The sequence below is a fragment of the Paenibacillus humicus NBRC 102415 genome (assembly GCF_004000905.1).
Taxonomy (GTDB): domain Bacteria; phylum Bacillota; class Bacilli; order Paenibacillales; family Paenibacillaceae; genus Paenibacillus_O; species Paenibacillus_O humicus.
Window position 1 is genome coordinate 1 of sequence record NZ_BIMD01000076.1, and the last position, 15,836, is coordinate 15,836.

Genomic DNA, 15,836 nt, shown 5'->3' on the forward strand with positions numbered 1-15,836 from the left:
GGCTTGCCGCCTTGCGCAGCAGGCTGGCGGCGCGGGCGTACGTGTACTGGAGATAAGGTCCGGTCTCTCCTTCCATGCTGACCATTTCATCCATATTGAAGTCGACCTCCAGCATGCGGCGGCTGCGCAGGTCTCCGAAGACGACGGCGCCGATGCCGACCGCCTCCGCGACGGCCTCCTTGTCCGGCAGATCCGGCGTCTTGCTGTCGATGACCGAGAGGGCGCGCTGCGCCGCCTCGTCGAGCACATCCTGCAGGAAGACGACCTTGCCGCGGCGGGTCGACATTTTCTTGCCGTCCATTTTCATCAGGCCGAACGGCGCATGCACGCGCTGCACGTCTTTCCAGGAGCCGTCGAGCTTGTCGAGGACCCGGAACACCTGAGTGAAATGAAGGATCTGCTCCGCCCCGACCACGTAAAGCAGCTTGTCGCCCTGCATGGCTTCCCGGCGGTACAGAGCCGTGGCCAGATCGCGCGTGCCGTAGATCGAGGAGCCGTCGGACTTCAGAATGAGGCAGGGAGGCAGGTTCTCCTCGTCCAGGCGGACGACGGCAGCCCCGTCGCTCTCCTCTAGAAGTCCGGCCTGCTCCAGCCTCGCGACGGCGGCCTGCAGCTTGTCGTTGTAGAAGCTTTCTCCGAGAATATGATCGAACTCGATTCCCAGGCGGTCGTACAAGCGGTTGAATTCCTTCAGGCTTTCGCGGATAAAGAAGGACCACAGCTCGCGTGCTTCCGCGTCTCCCAGCTCCAGGCGGCGGAACCAATCCCGGCCTTCGTCGAGAAGCTCGGGACGGGCATCCGCCTCCTCGTGGAAGCGGACGTAGAGCTGCAGGCTTTCGCCGATGGGGTCGGCTTCCAGCGCTTCGCGGCTGCCCCAATGCTTGTAGGCCGCGATCAGCTTGCCGAACTGCGTGCCCCAGTCTCCGAGATGGTTGACGGTCTCGACCCGCCACCCCGCCGCGCGGTGCAGGTTCGCCAAGGCGCGCCCGATGACCGTCGAGCGCAGATGCCCGATGCTGAACGGCTTGGCGATGTTCGGAGCGGAATAATCGATGACGACCTTCTTGCCTGCTCCGTCGGAGAGTTGGCCGAGCCCGGGGGACTCCGCTTCCCGGAGCAGGGCTTCCATCCAGCCGGTGCCTGCGGCGCGCAGGTTCACGTAGCCGCCGGCGGCATGGGCATGCCAATGAATGATGGGTCCATCGCCGAATTCGGTCCCAAGGAGGCCGGCATTTGATTTCCATCCCGCATCATCCGGCAAAACCGCCGGCGCGGGATTATCGGTCTCGCCGTTCAGCCGGCCGGCGAGCTCCTCCGCGATCGCCGCCGGGGAGCGGCGCAGCTCCTTGGCCAGCGGGAAGCAGGGCAGGGACAGATCGCCCATCTCTTCATCGGGCGGGTATTCCAGCCGTGATGCGATTTCCTCCCCGGTCAGCCCCGTCAGCGGGGCAAGCAGCGCAGCGGCAGATCTTTTCAGCGTTGTCATCGTCCATTCCTCCTTATTCGATTTGCATGCGAGAACGGCAAAAAGCCCCCGTCTCAAAAGAGACGGAGGCCTTGTGAGGTCCGCGGTGCCACTCTTGTCGGCCTCCTGCGGGCAGGACATGCTCCCGGTTGGAGAGCATGGACCTGCAAGCAGGAGGCAACTCGGCAGGGTATCGGCCAGTCCGGGCGCGCCTACGCATCCGCCGCAAGGCGGAGTTCGGGCGCCAGCTCGCGGGACCGTTTCCCCGGCCTGCCGCAGCCGGTTCCCACCCTCCCGGCTCTCTGCATGCAGGCGCGGCCGGGTACTTCCCCGTTCATCGCTTGTCGCAATTAAATTTTTCCCAGTATAGCGGATGGTTGGGGGGATGTGCAAGACCCAGTAAAAAAGCATGTAGTCTGACGGGAGAAGATAGGCCGCCATGTTAGTTCACTCGTCCTCTGAAATGGCCTTCCTTTATGTTCCGTGAAAGGCTCTTGTTTTGCTTGTTTTTATTTATTCCGAGATTCCTGCTGTTGATTCTCCTCTTGGCGGTTTATGCCGTATTTACGAGCCCAATGCCATGAATCGTGCCGAACGCAGGTAGGGATTCGCGGCATGGAACCCGAAGTACAAGATATAGGCATCGGTTATAGGAGGAAGGGTGGACGAGAATGGTCAACGAGCGCAACTGGGCAGGCAATTACAAGTACGGAGCAACGGAGATTCTGGTCCCCAAGAGTGTATCGGATATACAGAAATGGGTGTCTCGAAGTTCCCGGATCAAGGTGCTGGGCTCGCGGCATTCGTTCAACGGCATCGCGGATACGGCCGGGAGCCTGATTTCGCTGCAAAAGCTGGACCGGGTCGTCGAGCTCGACTCCGCGAACCGCAAGGTCGCCGTCGAAGGCGGCATCCGGTACGGGGATTTGGCCCGCTATCTCCATGAGAGAGGCTTTGCGCTGCACAATCTGGCGTCGCTGCCGCATATCACGGTCGCAGGCGCGATCGCCACGGCGACGCACGGCTCGGGCGTCCTCAATGGCAATCTGGCTGCCGCCGTCCATGCGTTGGAGATGGTCGCTGCCGACGGAGAGACCGTGACGCTCTCCCGCGACATGCCGGATGCCAAGGAGTTTCACGGAGCGGTCGTCGGGCTTGGCGGCTTGGGCGTCGTCACGAAGGTCACGCTGGATATCGTTCCCACCTTCGAGATGACCCAGCATGTGTATGAGCAGCTGCCGCTGGAACAGCTGGAGCGGAACGCCGAAGCGATCTTGTCCGCATGCTACAGCGTCAGCCTGTTCACGGACTGGAAGGCATCCTCGTTCAATCAGGTGTGGCTGAAGCGCCGCGTCGGGGATCCGGCGTCCTCGGACCAGCCGGACGGAGTGTTTTTCGGAGCGGTTGCCGCCACGGACAACCGCCATCCGGTGCCCGGCCATTCCGGAGCCGTCTGCAGCGAGCAGATGGGCGTCGCGGGTCCTTGGCATGAGAGGCTGCCCCATTTCCGCATGGACTTCACCCCAAGCGCCGGGGAAGAGCTGCAGAGCGAGTATTTCGTCCCGAGGAACAAGGCCGTCGAGGCATTGCGCGCGATCGACGGTCTTCGGGGTCTGATTGCGCCGCTGCTGTACATTTCCGAGGTCCGCACGATTGCCGCGGATCGGCTCTGGATGAGCCCTTGCTTCGGACAGGATTCGGTCGGAATCCATTTCACTTGGAAGCAGGACGTGGAGGCGGTCGGCCGCGTGCTGCCCGTCATCGAAGAAGCGCTGCGCCCGCTCGGGGCGCGTCCGCACTGGGCCAAGCTGTTCGCGCTGCCGCCCGGCGAGGTTCAGCCCCTTTACGAGAAGCTCGCGGATTTCCGCCGGCTGCTGCTGCGGTACGATCCCGCCGGCAAATTCCGCAATGAATTTTTGAACCGCTACATCTATTGAGGGGACGCGAGGAGTGAAATGGAAACGCATTTGTTCTTGTTCGGGGGAGGGCCGCCGTTCTCGACGGGGCTGGCCGCGCGGTTCGCAGAGCTGGCCGGCGGGGCTGGCTCGCTCGTAACCATTCTGTGCGTGGATCGACCGGGATGGGAGGAGTATATGCCTCATTATACGAAGGCTTTGGAAGAGCGGGGAGTGGCGCGGTTCCGCTATGTGCCGCTTCCGACGACGCCGGAGATCGAGGCGGTCGAAGCTCTCCGCGCCAGCAGCGGCATCATTATCGGGGGCGGGGATACGAACCTGTACGCGGATTATATCGTCGAGACCGGGATCGGCCCGGTGATCGCGGAGAGGCAGGCAGCCGGCATTCCGGTGGCGGGGTTTTCGGCGGGAGCGCTGCTCAGCCCGGACCGCTGCCTGATCTCGCCGAAGGATAACGAGGAGTCTGCTTATCAGGACCGGAGGGGACTCGGTCTGGTTCATGGAATCTCTATTGCCGTTCATTTTTCCCAATGGCAGGACGAGAAGCAGCTTCTGGCCTCTGCCGACAGATATCCCGATTATCGCGCCCATTACGGCGTGGATGAGGACTGCGGCCTGTACTTCCGCAATGGCGGGTTGGAGAGGACGGAGGGAGAAGGGGTGTTTGTTCTCGAGGACGGCGTGATCGGGAAGCTCGTTCTCTAGGTCCTGAAGAATGGAAAGTCATAAGCAAAAGAAATAGACTTAGATCATTGGCTTGATAAAAAATAGAAAACAACGCTTCGTTACCCATAAGTGACATTAACATCTTCTACATAAATGATCCCACCGGCATTTTCTTCCAGAGCGCGAAAAATAACGGGCAAAGCGGCTTGTTCAGGTGTGTTGATTTGGGTTTCCATTATTTGAAAAGCTCCGTTCGTCGTTTGACTCAGATCCGAAACAGTCGCATCAATAATGTCCTGTGGCATTGTAATAGTCGACATAAAGCTGGACCTTAGATTTATACAAGCTCTGGACATTGACGGCAGTTTTGACCTTCAGCATTTTGTTCGGTTGAATTTTCACGATTTGATGGATGCCTCTAATGTCATATTGTTTAATCCACCATGCCGAGAGGTTAAAAGAGCGATTGCCTTCATATACGGGTAGATCCATTTTTGTCCCCGGGACTTTGATTCTATTAATCAGATTGCCATTTGCATCATACTTGTAAGTGGTTAAAACAACTGCACTAACCAGTTTTTGTTGAGTAAATAACAATTGTCCTCTATTGCTCAACGGACACGGAGATGTGACGGAGCTCCGTGACAGTACAGGGAACACCAGTCAAAACCAGTATCAGTACGATATTTGGGGCGGGCTCATCACAAGTAAAGAAACGAAGTCAAATCCATTCCTGTATTCTGGTGAATACTGGGACTCCATTGCTCGGATACAGTATCTGAGGGCACGCTGGTATGATCCGAGCGTGGGGCGGTTTATTATTGAAGATACGTATGAAGGGGAGATAAAGAATCCATTAAGTTTGAATCAGTATACTTATGTTGAGAATAATCCTTTAGTCGCTACTGATCCTAGTGGTCATGCAAGATTCGATCGTGATTTCCGAAGTGGAGCTTCGATGAACTTTAGAAGTTTGATTGGAGGTAATCCAGCGGTCAACGGTTCAAGCGGAGGAGGTTCCAGTGGTAGACTTCCGACGACAGTTATTCGTGGGAATACAGCCTCCGTTGCTAGTCTCCAACAGGAGCGGCTAATGTTACGGGAAATGAGAGTTTCCCAGGGTGCGGGAAATGCTTTAGTTAAAGACACTGGAAGCATTGCTAAGAACACCGCTAATTTGAGAACTTGGGCACAAGAAAAGGGATGGGTGAGACAAGATACTGCTGGTGGCGTCGAGCAATGGGGAGTAAAAGACGCCAATGGAAAATTTAGTTGGAGGTTGAAGCTGAAACCTGAAACAAGTACAAGGCCAGGACTGGAAGCAGGAAGCAATCAACCTCGCTTTGATGCTCGATTAGATGCTGAAGGAACACCGACATCATACATTAATCCATTTACAGGACAAATAGGTGGGTCGAGTGTCGGTACTCATATTCCATTAGGGAAGTGAAATATTATGAAGAAAGAGAAACTTTTAGAGATATTAAAAGACCCAACTGCATCAGATGCGGAAAAAGATGATGCAGTAATTGATTTAGGTATCAATTTTCAAGATACTGAGACAGTGGACATTTTAATACAATTGTCCAATGACAATAGCTATGATGAGATGATTGCAGCTAGCTGTGGTGAGTATTTAGGTCAGATTTGGCTGAATACGCAGCAAATAAATTATGAAAAGCTGTCTCAGTTAAAGGGGGTTGCATTAGCAGAGGTTCTTTCTCAAATTAAAGCGCAGCGCCCTGAGTGGTACAGAACATATTTGGAATTGTTCCCTCAATCATTATAGCTAACGTGCTTTGCCCTAAAGTTCATTTTCTTTAGGGCTTTTTTTTTGGCGGGGGCTACCTAGTGCCGAATGAACCCAACATTCAACCAATAATACATCTAACCCATGTAATACCCGTATAAAGATATCTAGAATTTGTTGTGCGTACGTCATTGCTTGAATTTGTAACCTAAATAACGCTATGACGATACATCAAACAGGTCGATTATGGTCAGATACCACCATGATTGACCTGTTTTTTGTGAGCGATAGTTGGGATGCTTTACCGCTACAAGAATTTCTTCATTTATTTTCTACGCACATAAATACGTAGTAGCAAAAATTCTTCGCAACAAAACGGAAGGATAGTCCGACTACTTTTATTGTCAGGAAGTAACTGAACATTTACAACGGGAAGGTCACGTGTTAAAGGCTAGCCACCTGCCCCCCCAATTAAGCCCGAAATTCATGAAATGCTTTTCGCAACGGCTAGCTCCTCTTGGTCAGCCGCCGCCGCTTCTCCGCGTCCGGATCTAGCTCGACCCGGCTGTCGGCGTCGAAGATCATCGTCGCGCGCCTGGAGGCCTCGTAAGCCGGCCAAGCAAGCTCGGCGGTCGACGGATTTCCGGTGCGTGCGAACGCGATCCAGGCGTCCTGAACCTTTTCCGCCATAACGCGCATGCTCGCATTCACTTCAACACCAACATTCTGAAGCAGGTCCAGATTGTTGAACACGAACGGAATCTCCGCCGCGTGGAAGGCCTTTGCAAACACATCGTGCCCTTCGACAGTGAAATCGTACCGGTACATCCAAACGGGAGCGTACGGAAGCTGCGCGTCCGCCAGCAGCAGGGAGGAGCGCCAGAAGAAGAGATCCGTCATGAGCTGCTGCTGCCCTTCGGTCGTCCTCGGATAACCGCGCGTCCATTCCGCCGCCTCCGGCGCGCCCGTCACGGCGACATAGGCTTGCGCGTTCTTCTCGTCGGAGAGAAGCGGCATGCCGGGCGGGATGAACAAGGCGCCTTCATCGCGGTTGACGCCAATGAGAACATCGATGCCGTCGGCGGAGCCCGCCTCGATCAAGTTCTGCGGGAAGTCCGGCAGAGTCTTGCCGTCGACGACCGGCTGGAACAGCATGACGGCGGATTCTCCGGCAGCCCGCTTCAGCTTGTCCGCCGCTCGCGTCAGCTCGGACGTCGGGATATCCGCCAGCCGGTCCAGCTCGCCCGGCCCGATGCCAAGCATATGCAGGTAGGCTCCGGCGAGCACCGAGCCTTGCCGTTCCGGAAGCGCCTGGGAGGCGCCGCTCTGCAGGATGGCTCTCCGGAAAAGTCCTTTCGCAGCGGGCATGGCCAGCAGGGCGGCGATGCTCATGCTGCCTGCGGATTCGCCGAACACGGTCACCTGAGCCGGATCTCCGCCGAAAGCGGCGATGTTGTCCTGCACCCACTCCAGCGCGGCGATCTGGTCGAGCAGGCCGGCGTTGGATACGTAACCGTCATCCGCATCCGAGCCGTCGGCGTAAGGAGACAGATGCAGGAAGCCGAGAGCGCCAAGACGGTAGCTGGTCGTGACGACGAGGAGGCCGCCTCTGCGGGCAAGTTCCGTCCCGTCATAGATCGGCAGTCCGCCGCCGCCTGTGACGAACGATCCGCCGTGGATCCAGACCATGACAGGCAGCGGCTTGGCCGAAGGCTCCTGCGGCGCCCACACGTTGACGTTCAGGCAATTCTCGGATTGCGGGATGGAGGTGCGCACGAGCCGGAAGCTTCCGCCGGACGGATCGACCGGCTGCGGCGCCAGCGGGCCGGGCTCGACAGCCGGGAGCATTCCTTCCCATGGCTGGGCGGGCAGCGGCTTGCGGAAGCGTCTGGCTCCGACGGGCGGCTCCGCGAACGGAATTCCCTTCCAGAATCGGACTCCTTTGCCGCGGGCTCCCTGAACCAGGCCGCTGCTCGTGCGGATAATGAGATCGTCCAAGCGTAACATCCTCTCTCTGCGAAGCATGATGCTTTCATTTTACCACTAAATCAATCCTTACCCCAACCGAGGTCCGGCGAACCCTGCGAGGCAGGGGCCGTATGGAACTTAGCGCGCTTTATCGGAGTTAAAGCAATGCCGATTTAGGGCTCTTCATCGGAGTTGAAAGGATGCCAATAAGGCTCATATCGAGCCTTAAAGCAAGGCATCAGAGGTCGTTGGAATGCAAAAAAAAAGGCTCCTGAGGAGCCCTTAGATCTGATTGCAGCCTGCAAGAAGGCGACCAGCCCGCAGGATGCGTTCAACCCGTATGATGCGTCCAACCCTCACGACCGAAACGCTGTCCTGCCCGAGGCGTTCTATTTAGCCGCCGCATCGGCGCTCGTGCGCAGGACGGTGATTTCCACACGCCGGTTTTTGGAGCGGCCGCCTTCCGTGCTGTTGGAGGTGACCGGCCGCGTATCGGCGTACCCGGCTATCTCGAACTTGGTCGGGGCCAGCTTGCTGCTGCCGATGAAGTAGTGGAGCACGGACAGCGACCGGGCGGCCGAGAGTTCCCAGTTGTCGGCATATTGCCCGCCTGGATTGATGGGCAGGTTGTCGGTGTGGCCTTCGATGCTCACGGTGTTGTCCAGCGACTTGAACAGGCTCGACAGCTTGTCCAGCACCGGCGTCGCCTCTTTCTTGAGCTGCGCCCGACCGAGGTCGAACAGGAACAGGTCGTTCAGCCGGATGGCGATGCCCTTGGGCGTGTCGGCGACGTAGACGCGGTCCTGGAGCTTGTGGTCCTTGATATAGGTTTGGATGATCTTCAGCAGGTTCTGCAGCTCTTCCTCCTGCAGCCGCTTCAGCTGCTCCTTTCCCGTTTCCGCGCTGGAGACGACAGGCTTGGCTGGAACCGGGCTTTGAAGCGTGGAGCCGTCTTGTATCGCTTGACCGGCGACTCCGCGGCCGCCGTCCAGCACCGCATCCGATTTGTTGAACTGGAACTGGAGAGACTGCGCCAGAACCTCGTATTTTTTGACATCCAGCTGACTCATGGCATAGAGCACGACAAAGAAAATCAGCAGCAGCGTGATGAGGTCGGAATAGGTAATGAGCCAGCGCTCATGGTTTTCCGGGGCAGCCGCGGCCGCGCCGCGCCGCCTAGACCTCCGCCGCATTCCCGTCCGCCTTTCCCTCTGCCGCGTCCCGCGCCGCCTTCGGCTTTCTGCGCATCGGCTCGTCCTGGACGACGAAGGACTGCAGCTTCTTGCGGATCAGCTGCGGGTTCTCTCCGGCCTGGAGGCCCATGATGCCTTCGAGCATCATCTCCATGCGATGCACCTGCTCCTGGCTGCGGGAGCGGATTTTGGAAGCCAGCGGCAGGTAGACGACATTGGCCGAAGCGACGCCGTACAGCGTAGCCGTGAACGCCACGGCGATCGAGGAGCCGAGCGAGCCGGGATCATGCAGGTCGCCGAGCACTTTGATCAAGCCCATGACGGTGCCGATGATTCCCATTGTCGGAGCGAAGCCTCCCGCGCTTTCGAAAATTTTGGCCTGCTGCTCATGGCTCCGCTCCATCGCCTCGATCTCGAGCTCGAGAATGTCCTTGGTCAGGTCTGGATCCGTGCCGTCCACGACCATGAGGATGCCTTCGCGCAGAAAGCGGTCGTCGAGCTTGCCGGCATGCGTCTCCAGCGCCAGCACGCCGCCGCGGCGGGCGATCGTCGCCATCTCGGTCATGCGCTCGATGATCTGCTGCTGCGAATCCTCGTCCTTGCTGAAGGCGAGGCGAAGGGCGGATGGAATGCCGCGCAGGCGGGAGGCGGGGAAGCTGACGGCGACGGCGGCGAAGGTGCCGCCGAAGACGATCAGGATGGCTGTCTTTTCCACCAGGCCGTGCATTTCGCCGCCTTCCCAGAGGAAGCCGCCGACCAGAGCGGCGATGCCTGCCGCGATTCCGATTAGTGTCGTTAAGTCCATGAGGCCGTTCACGCTCCTTGAGTAGGTCCCTATATGGCAGAACGTCTTGCCGCCGCGGCGGAAGAAGCGTTCCTATAGAAAGGATTGCGGGTATAGATATAAATCCCTTGCCGAAGATGGAGAGGGCGTCCGGAAACAGGCTGGATTGCCAAAGTGTTCTCATTGCAAGCCAAGAAACGACTCGGTATAATGAATGGGAACAAATATTCTTATGAAATTCGGGGACGTCTACTTTATCGGCTCTCCGGGGTATACAGTTAAATAGGGAATTATTCATATAATAGTAGATTTCACTTGCTATACCGGGTCTTTGGGACCGGGTCTTTAGCTTCATATATAGAGGAATCGAGGTGTTTCAGAGCCATATGGCCGATACCGTACAGAAACTTTTCAACCTGAAGTCGGACTATACGCCCCAGGGCGACCAGCCCGGCGCGATCCAGAAGCTCGTCGAAGGGGTGCGGGAGGGACAGAAGCACCAGATCCTGCTCGGCGCCACCGGCACGGGCAAGACCTATACGATAGCCAACACCATTGCCAAGCTCAACCGCCCGACGCTCGTAATCGCCCACAACAAGACGCTTGCCGCCCAGCTGTGCAGCGAGTTCCAGGAGTTCTTCCCCGACAACGCCGTCTCCTACTTCGTCAGCTACTATGACTATTACCAGCCCGAAGCCTACCTCCCGTCGACCGACACCTACATCGAGAAGGATTCCAGCATCAACGACGAGATCGACAAGCTGCGCCACTCCGCGACCAGCTCGCTGTTCGAGCGCCGCGACGTCATCATCGTCGCCAGCGTGTCGTGCATCTACGGCCTCGGCTCGCCATCGGAGTACGGCAGCCTCGTGCTGTCGCTGCGCAAGGGGATGGAGAAGGGGCGCGACCAGATCCTGCACAAGCTTGTCGACATCCAGTACCAGCGCAACGACATCAACTTCGTGCGCGGCACGTTCCGGGTGCGGGGCGACATCGTGGAGATCTTCCCGGTCGCGAACAACGAGCGGGCGATCCGCGTCGAGCTGTTCGGAGACGAGATCGAGCGCATCACCGAGATCGACGTCCTGACGGGAGAGATCATCGGAGAGCGCGACCATGTTGCGATCTTTCCGGCCTCCCACTTTGTCACCCACGAGGACAAGATGAAGATCGCGCTTGTCAACATCGAGCGCGAGCTGGAGGAGCGTCTGGCCGAACTGCGCGAGCGGGGCAAGCTGCTGGAGGCGCAGCGGCTGGAGCAGCGGACCCGCTACGACATCGAGATGATGCAGGAGATGGGCTTCTGCTCCGGCATCGAGAACTACTCCGGACCGCTGACCTTCCGCGAGCGGGGAGCGACTCCGTATACGCTGATGGACTATTTCCCGGACGACATGCTCATCGTCATCGACGAATCCCATGTGACGCTGCCGCAGATCCGCGCCATGTACAACGGCGACCGCGCGCGGAAGGAAGTGCTGGTGGAGCACGGCTTCCGGCTGCCGTCCGCCATGGACAACCGGCCGCTGCGCTTCGAGGAGTTCGAGGCCAAGGACAAGCAGACGATCTATGTGTCCGCGACGCCGGGCCCGTACGAGCTGGAGACCGCTCCGGGAGAGCCTATCCAGCAGATCATCCGCCCGACGGGACTGCTGGATCCCATCATCGAGGTCCGTCCGACGAAGGGGCAGATCGACGATCTGCTCGGCGAGATCCGCGACCGCATCGCCAAGGACGAGCGCGTGCTCGTCACGACGCTGACCAAGAAAATGGCGGAGGATCTCACCGACTACCTCAAGGAGGTCGGCATCAAGGTCCGCTACCTGCACTCCGACATCAAGACGCTGGAGCGGATGGCGATTCTGCGCGATCTGCGCGTCGGCACCTTCCATGTGCTCGTCGGCATCAACCTGCTGCGGGAAGGCCTCGATCTTCCGGAAGTATCGCTGGTGACGATTCTCGATGCGGACAAGGAAGGCTTCCTCCGCTCCGAGCGGTCGCTCATCCAGACGATCGGACGGGCGGCGCGCAATTCCGAGGGCCGGGTCATCATGTACGGCGACAAGATCACCGATTCCATGAAGCTCGCGATCTCGGAGACTCAGCGCCGGCGTTCCATCCAGGAAGCGTACAACGAGAAGCACGGCGTGACGCCGACGACGATCCGCAAGCGGATCCACGACGTCATCGAGGCGACGAAGGCGGCCGAGCAGAAGGCCGACTATCTGTCCGGTGTCTCCGGCAAGCTCACCAAGAAGGAGCGCCAGCAGGTCATCAACCGCCTGGAGGCGGAGATGAAGAACGCCGCCAAGAACCTCAACTTCGAGAAGGCGGCGGAACTGCGCGACGCGCTTCTCGAGCTGCGGGCCGAAGACAGCTGAGCGGAGCGGCGGGATTCCCTGTTCAAAGGAGCGGCACTGCCGCTCTCTAATATAGAAGCAGCAAGGAGCGGCCTTTCGCGGCCGCCCTATTGGATATAGGAGGGTACCAGCCTGTGGCAAGCGACCGTATCGAGATCAAGGGCGCCAGAGCCCATAACCTGAAAAATATCGACGTGACGATTCCGCGCGACAAGTTCGTCGTGCTGACGGGCCTCAGCGGCTCGGGCAAGTCCTCGCTCGCGTTCGACACGATTTACGCCGAAGGGCAGCGCCGCTATGTGGAATCTCTGTCCGCATACGCGCGCCAGTTCCTCGGCCAGATGGAGAAGCCCGACGTCGATTCCATCGAGGGGCTTTCCCCCGCCATTTCCATCGATCAGAAGACGACAAGCCGCAACCCGCGCTCCACGGTCGGAACCGTCACGGAGATCTACGATTATCTTCGGCTCCTGTTCGCCCGGATCGGCAAGCCCCATTGCCCGGAGCACGGCATCGAGATTACGTCCCAGACGGTGGAGCAGATGGTCGACCGCATCCTGGAATATCCGGAGCGCACCCGGCTGCAGATTCTGGCCCCGATCATCTCCGGCCGCAAGGGCGAGCACACCAAGCTGCTGCAGGACATCCAGAAGCAGGGCTTCGTCCGCGTCCGCGTGGACGGCGAGCTGCGCGACCTGAGCGAGAGCATCGAGCTGGAGAAGAACAAGAAGCACAGCATCGAGGTCGTCGTCGACCGGATCGTCGTCAAGGAGGATATCCGGACCCGTCTCGCCGACTCGCTGGAGACGGCGCTCAAGCTGTCCGAAGGCCAGGTGATCGTCGACATCATCGATCAGGAGGAGCTGCTGTTCAGCTCCAACCTGGCTTGTCCGATCTGCGGCTTCAGCATCGACGAGCTTTCGCCGCGGATGTTCTCCTTCAACAGTCCGTTCGGAGCCTGCCCGGAATGCGACGGCCTGGGCGCCAAGATGATCGTCGATCCGGATCTGCTCATCCATGATCCGGGCAAGACGATTTCGCAAGGTGCTTTCGAGGCATGGGCGGGCAGCACGTCGAACTACTACCCGCAATTCATGGCCGCCGTATGCAAGCATTACCACATTCCGATGGACGTGCCGGTCAGCGAACTGACCGCCGAGCAGATGAAAAAGCTGATGTACGGCACGGGCGGGGAGCGGGTCAAGTTCCAGTATGAGAACGACTTCGGCTTCCGCAAGGAGGCGTATGTGCCGTTCGAGGGCGTCGTGAACAACCTGGCCCGACGCTACCGCGACACGGCCTCCGATTCCATGCGCGAGTATATCGAGGAATACATGAGCGCCAAGCCTTGCGGCAGCTGCAAAGGCCAGCGTCTCAAGAAGGAGAGTCTAGCGGTTACGGTCGGAGGGCAGAACATCGCCTATACGACCTCCTTGTCCATCGGGGACGCGCAAGACTTCTTCGGATCGCTCGATTTGAACCAGAAGGACCGGACGATCGCGAATCTCATTCTCAAGGAAATCAACAGCCGGCTCGGCTTCCTCGTCAATGTCGGCCTGAATTACTTGTCCATGTCTCGGGCGGCGGGGACGCTGTCGGGCGGCGAGGCGCAGCGGATCCGTCTGGCTACCCAGATCGGCTCCAGCCTCATGGGCGTTCTCTACATCTTGGACGAGCCCAGCATCGGGCTGCACCAGCGCGACAACGACCGGCTGATCGGCACGCTGGAGCATATGCGCAACCTCGGCAATACGCTCATCGTCGTCGAGCATGACGAGGACACGATGCTGGCCGCCGATTACATCATCGACATCGGGCCTGGAGCCGGCATTCATGGCGGCCATGTCATCGCCCAAGGCACGCCGCAGGAGGTCATGAAGGACGAGAATTCCCTGACCGGCCAATACCTCAGCGGCCGCAAGTTCATCGCCGTGCCGCAGAAGCGCCGCAAGACCGACGACCGCTGGCTGGAGATCCGCGGGGCCAAGGAGAACAACCTGCGGGGCGTCAACGTCAAGGTTCCGATCGGCGTATTCACGGCCGTTACCGGCGTATCCGGCTCGGGCAAGTCGACGCTCGTCAATGAGATTCTGTACAAGACGCTTGCCAGGGATCTCAACCGCGCGAAGGTCCGTCCCGGCGAGTACAAGGAAATTCGGGGACTGGAGCAGATCGACAAGGTCATCGACATCGACCAGTCGCCGATCGGCCGCACGCCGCGCTCCAACCCGGCGACCTATACCGGCGTCTTCGACGATATCCGCGACGTCTACTCCTCCACCAACGAGGCCAAGGTGCGCGGCTACAAGAAAGGCCGATTCAGCTTCAATATCAAGGGAGGCCGCTGCGAAGCGTGCCGCGGCGACGGCATCATCAAGATCGAGATGCACTTCCTGCCGGACGTGTACGTGCCATGCGAGATCTGCAAGGGCAAGCGGTACAACCGCGAGACGCTGGAGGTCAAGTACAAGGGGCACAGCATCGCCGACGTGCTGGATATGACGATCGAGGACGCGACGGAATTCTTCCGCAACATTCCGAAGATCCACCGCAAGCTGCAGACGCTGATGGATGTCGGCCTGGGCTACATGAACATGGGCCAACCGGCGACGACGCTGTCCGGCGGCGAAGCGCAGCGCGTGAAGCTCGCCTCCGAGCTGTACCGGCGCAGCACGGGACGCACATTCTATATTCTGGACGAGCCGACGACGGGTCTCCATATGGACGACGTCGACCGTCTGCTTCAGGTGCTGCATCGCCTCGTCGATTCCGGCGAGTCTGTGCTCGTCATCGAGCATAGCCTCGACGTCATCAAGACCGCCGACTATCTCATCGATCTCGGACCGGAGGGCGGCAGCGGCGGCGGCATGATCGTCGCGACGGGCACGCCGGAGCAGGTCGTCAAGGTAGAGGGCTCGTACACGGGCAAGTACCTCGGCCCGGTGCTGGAGCGCGACCGCAAGCGGACCGAGGAAGCGGTCGCCCGCGCCGAGGCGTCCGGAGCGGCTGCCGAGGTCGGGGCGGCCGGCGAGCAGATGCTTGCCGCCGAGAGCCGCGGCGAATACGTCACGGCCCCGAAGAAGCGCGGCACGGAAGCTGCCACGAAAAAGAGAGGCACGGAAGAGGCGCCGAAGAAGAGAGGCCGCAAGCCGAAGGATACGGGCTCGAAATAGGAGCTCAAGGGAACGGAGTATGAGCTGACTTTCCGGCAAACGCGTTATCGTGTCGTTGCTCTCCATGGAATTCGTCCGGCAGCTTGCAACCAGCAGCCTTCGTGCGGCATATCCGCTCGAGGGCTGTTTTTTTGCTCTTCGGGATTAAAGACAATGAAGCCGTGCTCTGGAATGGGAAGAGCTGCCGATTTGAGGCTTTAAGCGTGAATCAGCGTTTTGTTTATCGTATCGGACATAGAATCCGTGATTAAGCATCAATCGGCGTATTGCTAGCGTATTGGAGAGAGAATCCGGAATTGGGCGTGAATCAGCGTTTTGTTCCTCGTATGGGACATAAGATCCGTAATTTGGCGTCAATCGGCGTTTTGTTCGTCTGTCGGACATAGGATCCGTTATTAGGCGTAAATCAGCGTTTTGTTCGTCTATCGGACATAGGATCCGTTATTAGGCGTAAATCAGCGTTTTGTACGTCTTATCGGACATAGGATCCGTTATTTCTTTAAAACGTATTGATATACGGATACGAATTCGAGAATAACGGAACGTATGTCCGATAAATTC

Annotated in this window: 11 protein-coding genes; 6 read left to right on the forward strand and 5 right to left on the reverse strand. The window is 58.7% G+C overall.

Going from position 1 to position 15,836, the window contains the following annotated elements; genetic code table 11:
• The coding region (gene argS, locus PHU01S_RS24520) for an arginine--tRNA ligase (protein WP_127510346.1) at positions 1–1,486 on the reverse strand (1,486 nt) is incomplete at its 3' end.
• Between the two features lie 650 nt (positions 1,487–2,136).
• On the opposite strand from argS, the gene PHU01S_RS24525 reads away from it, so the two are divergent.
• Together PHU01S_RS24525 and PHU01S_RS24530 are read left to right on the forward strand one after the other, a co-directional pair.
• A complete protein-coding gene (locus tag PHU01S_RS24525; protein ID WP_127510348.1) occupies positions 2,137–3,402 on the forward strand; it encodes an FAD-binding protein in 1,266 nt (421 codons plus the stop codon).
• Between the two features lie 18 nt (positions 3,403–3,420).
• Positions 3,421–4,086 carry a Type 1 glutamine amidotransferase-like domain-containing protein gene (locus PHU01S_RS24530; protein WP_048745216.1) on the forward strand — a complete coding sequence of 222 codons (666 nt, stop codon included), beginning with the start codon at positions 3,421–3,423 and terminating at the stop codon, positions 4,084–4,086.
• Between the two features lie 80 nt (positions 4,087–4,166).
• Here PHU01S_RS24530 and PHU01S_RS26490 read toward each other — a convergent pair whose 3' ends face one another.
• Positions 4,167–4,352 carry a hypothetical protein gene (locus tag PHU01S_RS26490; RefSeq protein ID WP_218032499.1) on the reverse strand — a complete coding sequence of 62 codons (186 nt, stop codon included), beginning with the start codon at positions 4,350–4,352 and terminating at the stop codon, positions 4,167–4,169.
• Between the two features lie 323 nt (positions 4,353–4,675).
• On the opposite strand from PHU01S_RS26490, the gene PHU01S_RS27030 reads away from it, so the two are divergent.
• Positions 4,676–5,497 (forward strand): RHS repeat-associated core domain-containing protein, encoded by an 822-nt coding sequence (locus PHU01S_RS27030; protein ID WP_307721826.1) that lies wholly within the window; start codon positions 4,676–4,678, stop codon positions 5,495–5,497.
• A 6-nt stretch (positions 5,498–5,503) separates the two neighbouring features.
• On the forward strand, positions 5,504–5,836 hold the full coding sequence (locus tag PHU01S_RS24545) for a hypothetical protein (protein ID WP_021882035.1): 333 nt from the start codon (positions 5,504–5,506) through the stop codon (positions 5,834–5,836).
• Between the two features lie 468 nt (positions 5,837–6,304).
• Here the strand turns inward: PHU01S_RS24545 and PHU01S_RS24550 are convergent, their stop codons facing one another.
• The 3 genes from PHU01S_RS24550 to PHU01S_RS24560 all read right to left on the reverse strand — a co-directional run bounded on the left by PHU01S_RS24550 (position 6,305) and on the right by PHU01S_RS24560 (position 9,763).
• Positions 6,305–7,795, reverse strand: a complete 1,491-nt coding sequence (locus PHU01S_RS24550) for a carboxylesterase/lipase family protein (RefSeq protein ID WP_049868834.1) — start codon at positions 7,793–7,795, stop codon at positions 6,305–6,307.
• A 359-nt stretch (positions 7,796–8,154) separates the two neighbouring features.
• Positions 8,155–8,958, reverse strand: coding sequence for a flagellar motor protein MotB (locus PHU01S_RS24555; RefSeq protein ID WP_021882146.1), 804 nt, complete (start codon positions 8,956–8,958; stop codon positions 8,155–8,157).
• Positions 8,942–9,763, reverse strand: coding sequence for a flagellar motor protein (locus PHU01S_RS24560; protein WP_048745388.1), 822 nt, complete (start codon positions 9,761–9,763; stop codon positions 8,942–8,944). The genes PHU01S_RS24555 and PHU01S_RS24560 overlap by 17 nt, the downstream gene beginning before the upstream one ends.
• A 365-nt stretch (positions 9,764–10,128) precedes the next feature.
• Between PHU01S_RS24560 and uvrB the strand changes: the two genes are divergently transcribed.
• Together uvrB and uvrA are read left to right on the forward strand one after the other, a co-directional pair.
• Positions 10,129–12,123 carry an excinuclease ABC subunit UvrB gene (gene uvrB, locus PHU01S_RS24565; RefSeq protein WP_048745391.1) on the forward strand — a complete coding sequence of 665 codons (1,995 nt, stop codon included), beginning with the start codon at positions 10,129–10,131 and terminating at the stop codon, positions 12,121–12,123.
• A 113-nt stretch (positions 12,124–12,236) separates the two neighbouring features.
• The gene (uvrA, locus tag PHU01S_RS24570) at positions 12,237–15,275 is read left to right on the forward strand and encodes an excinuclease ABC subunit UvrA (protein ID WP_127510350.1); all 3,039 of its coding nucleotides are present in this window, start codon (positions 12,237–12,239) and stop codon (positions 15,273–15,275) included.
• Positions 15,276–15,836: the final 561 nt, after the last annotated feature.

Bases quoted from the DNA above. Each gene is read 5' to 3' on its own strand.
- PHU01S_RS24525 (WP_127510348.1), top strand. From the start codon at position 2,137: ATGGTCAACGAGCGCAACTGGGCAGGCAATTACAAGTACGGAGCAACG.
- PHU01S_RS24530 (WP_048745216.1), top strand. From the start codon at position 3,421: ATGGAAACGCATTTGTTCTTGTTCGGGGGAGGGCCGCCGTTCTCGACG.
- PHU01S_RS26490 (WP_218032499.1), bottom strand. From the start codon at position 4,352: ATGCCACAGGACATTATTGATGCGACTGTTTCGGATCTGAGTCAAACG.
- PHU01S_RS24545 (WP_021882035.1), top strand. From the start codon at position 5,504: ATGAAGAAAGAGAAACTTTTAGAGATATTAAAAGACCCAACTGCATCA.
- PHU01S_RS24555 (WP_021882146.1), bottom strand. From the start codon at position 8,958: ATGCGGCGGAGGTCTAGGCGGCGCGGCGCGGCCGCGGCTGCCCCGGAA.
- PHU01S_RS24560 (WP_048745388.1), bottom strand. From the start codon at position 9,763: ATGGACTTAACGACACTAATCGGAATCGCGGCAGGCATCGCCGCTCTG.
- uvrB (WP_048745391.1), top strand. From the start codon at position 10,129: ATGGCCGATACCGTACAGAAACTTTTCAACCTGAAGTCGGACTATACG.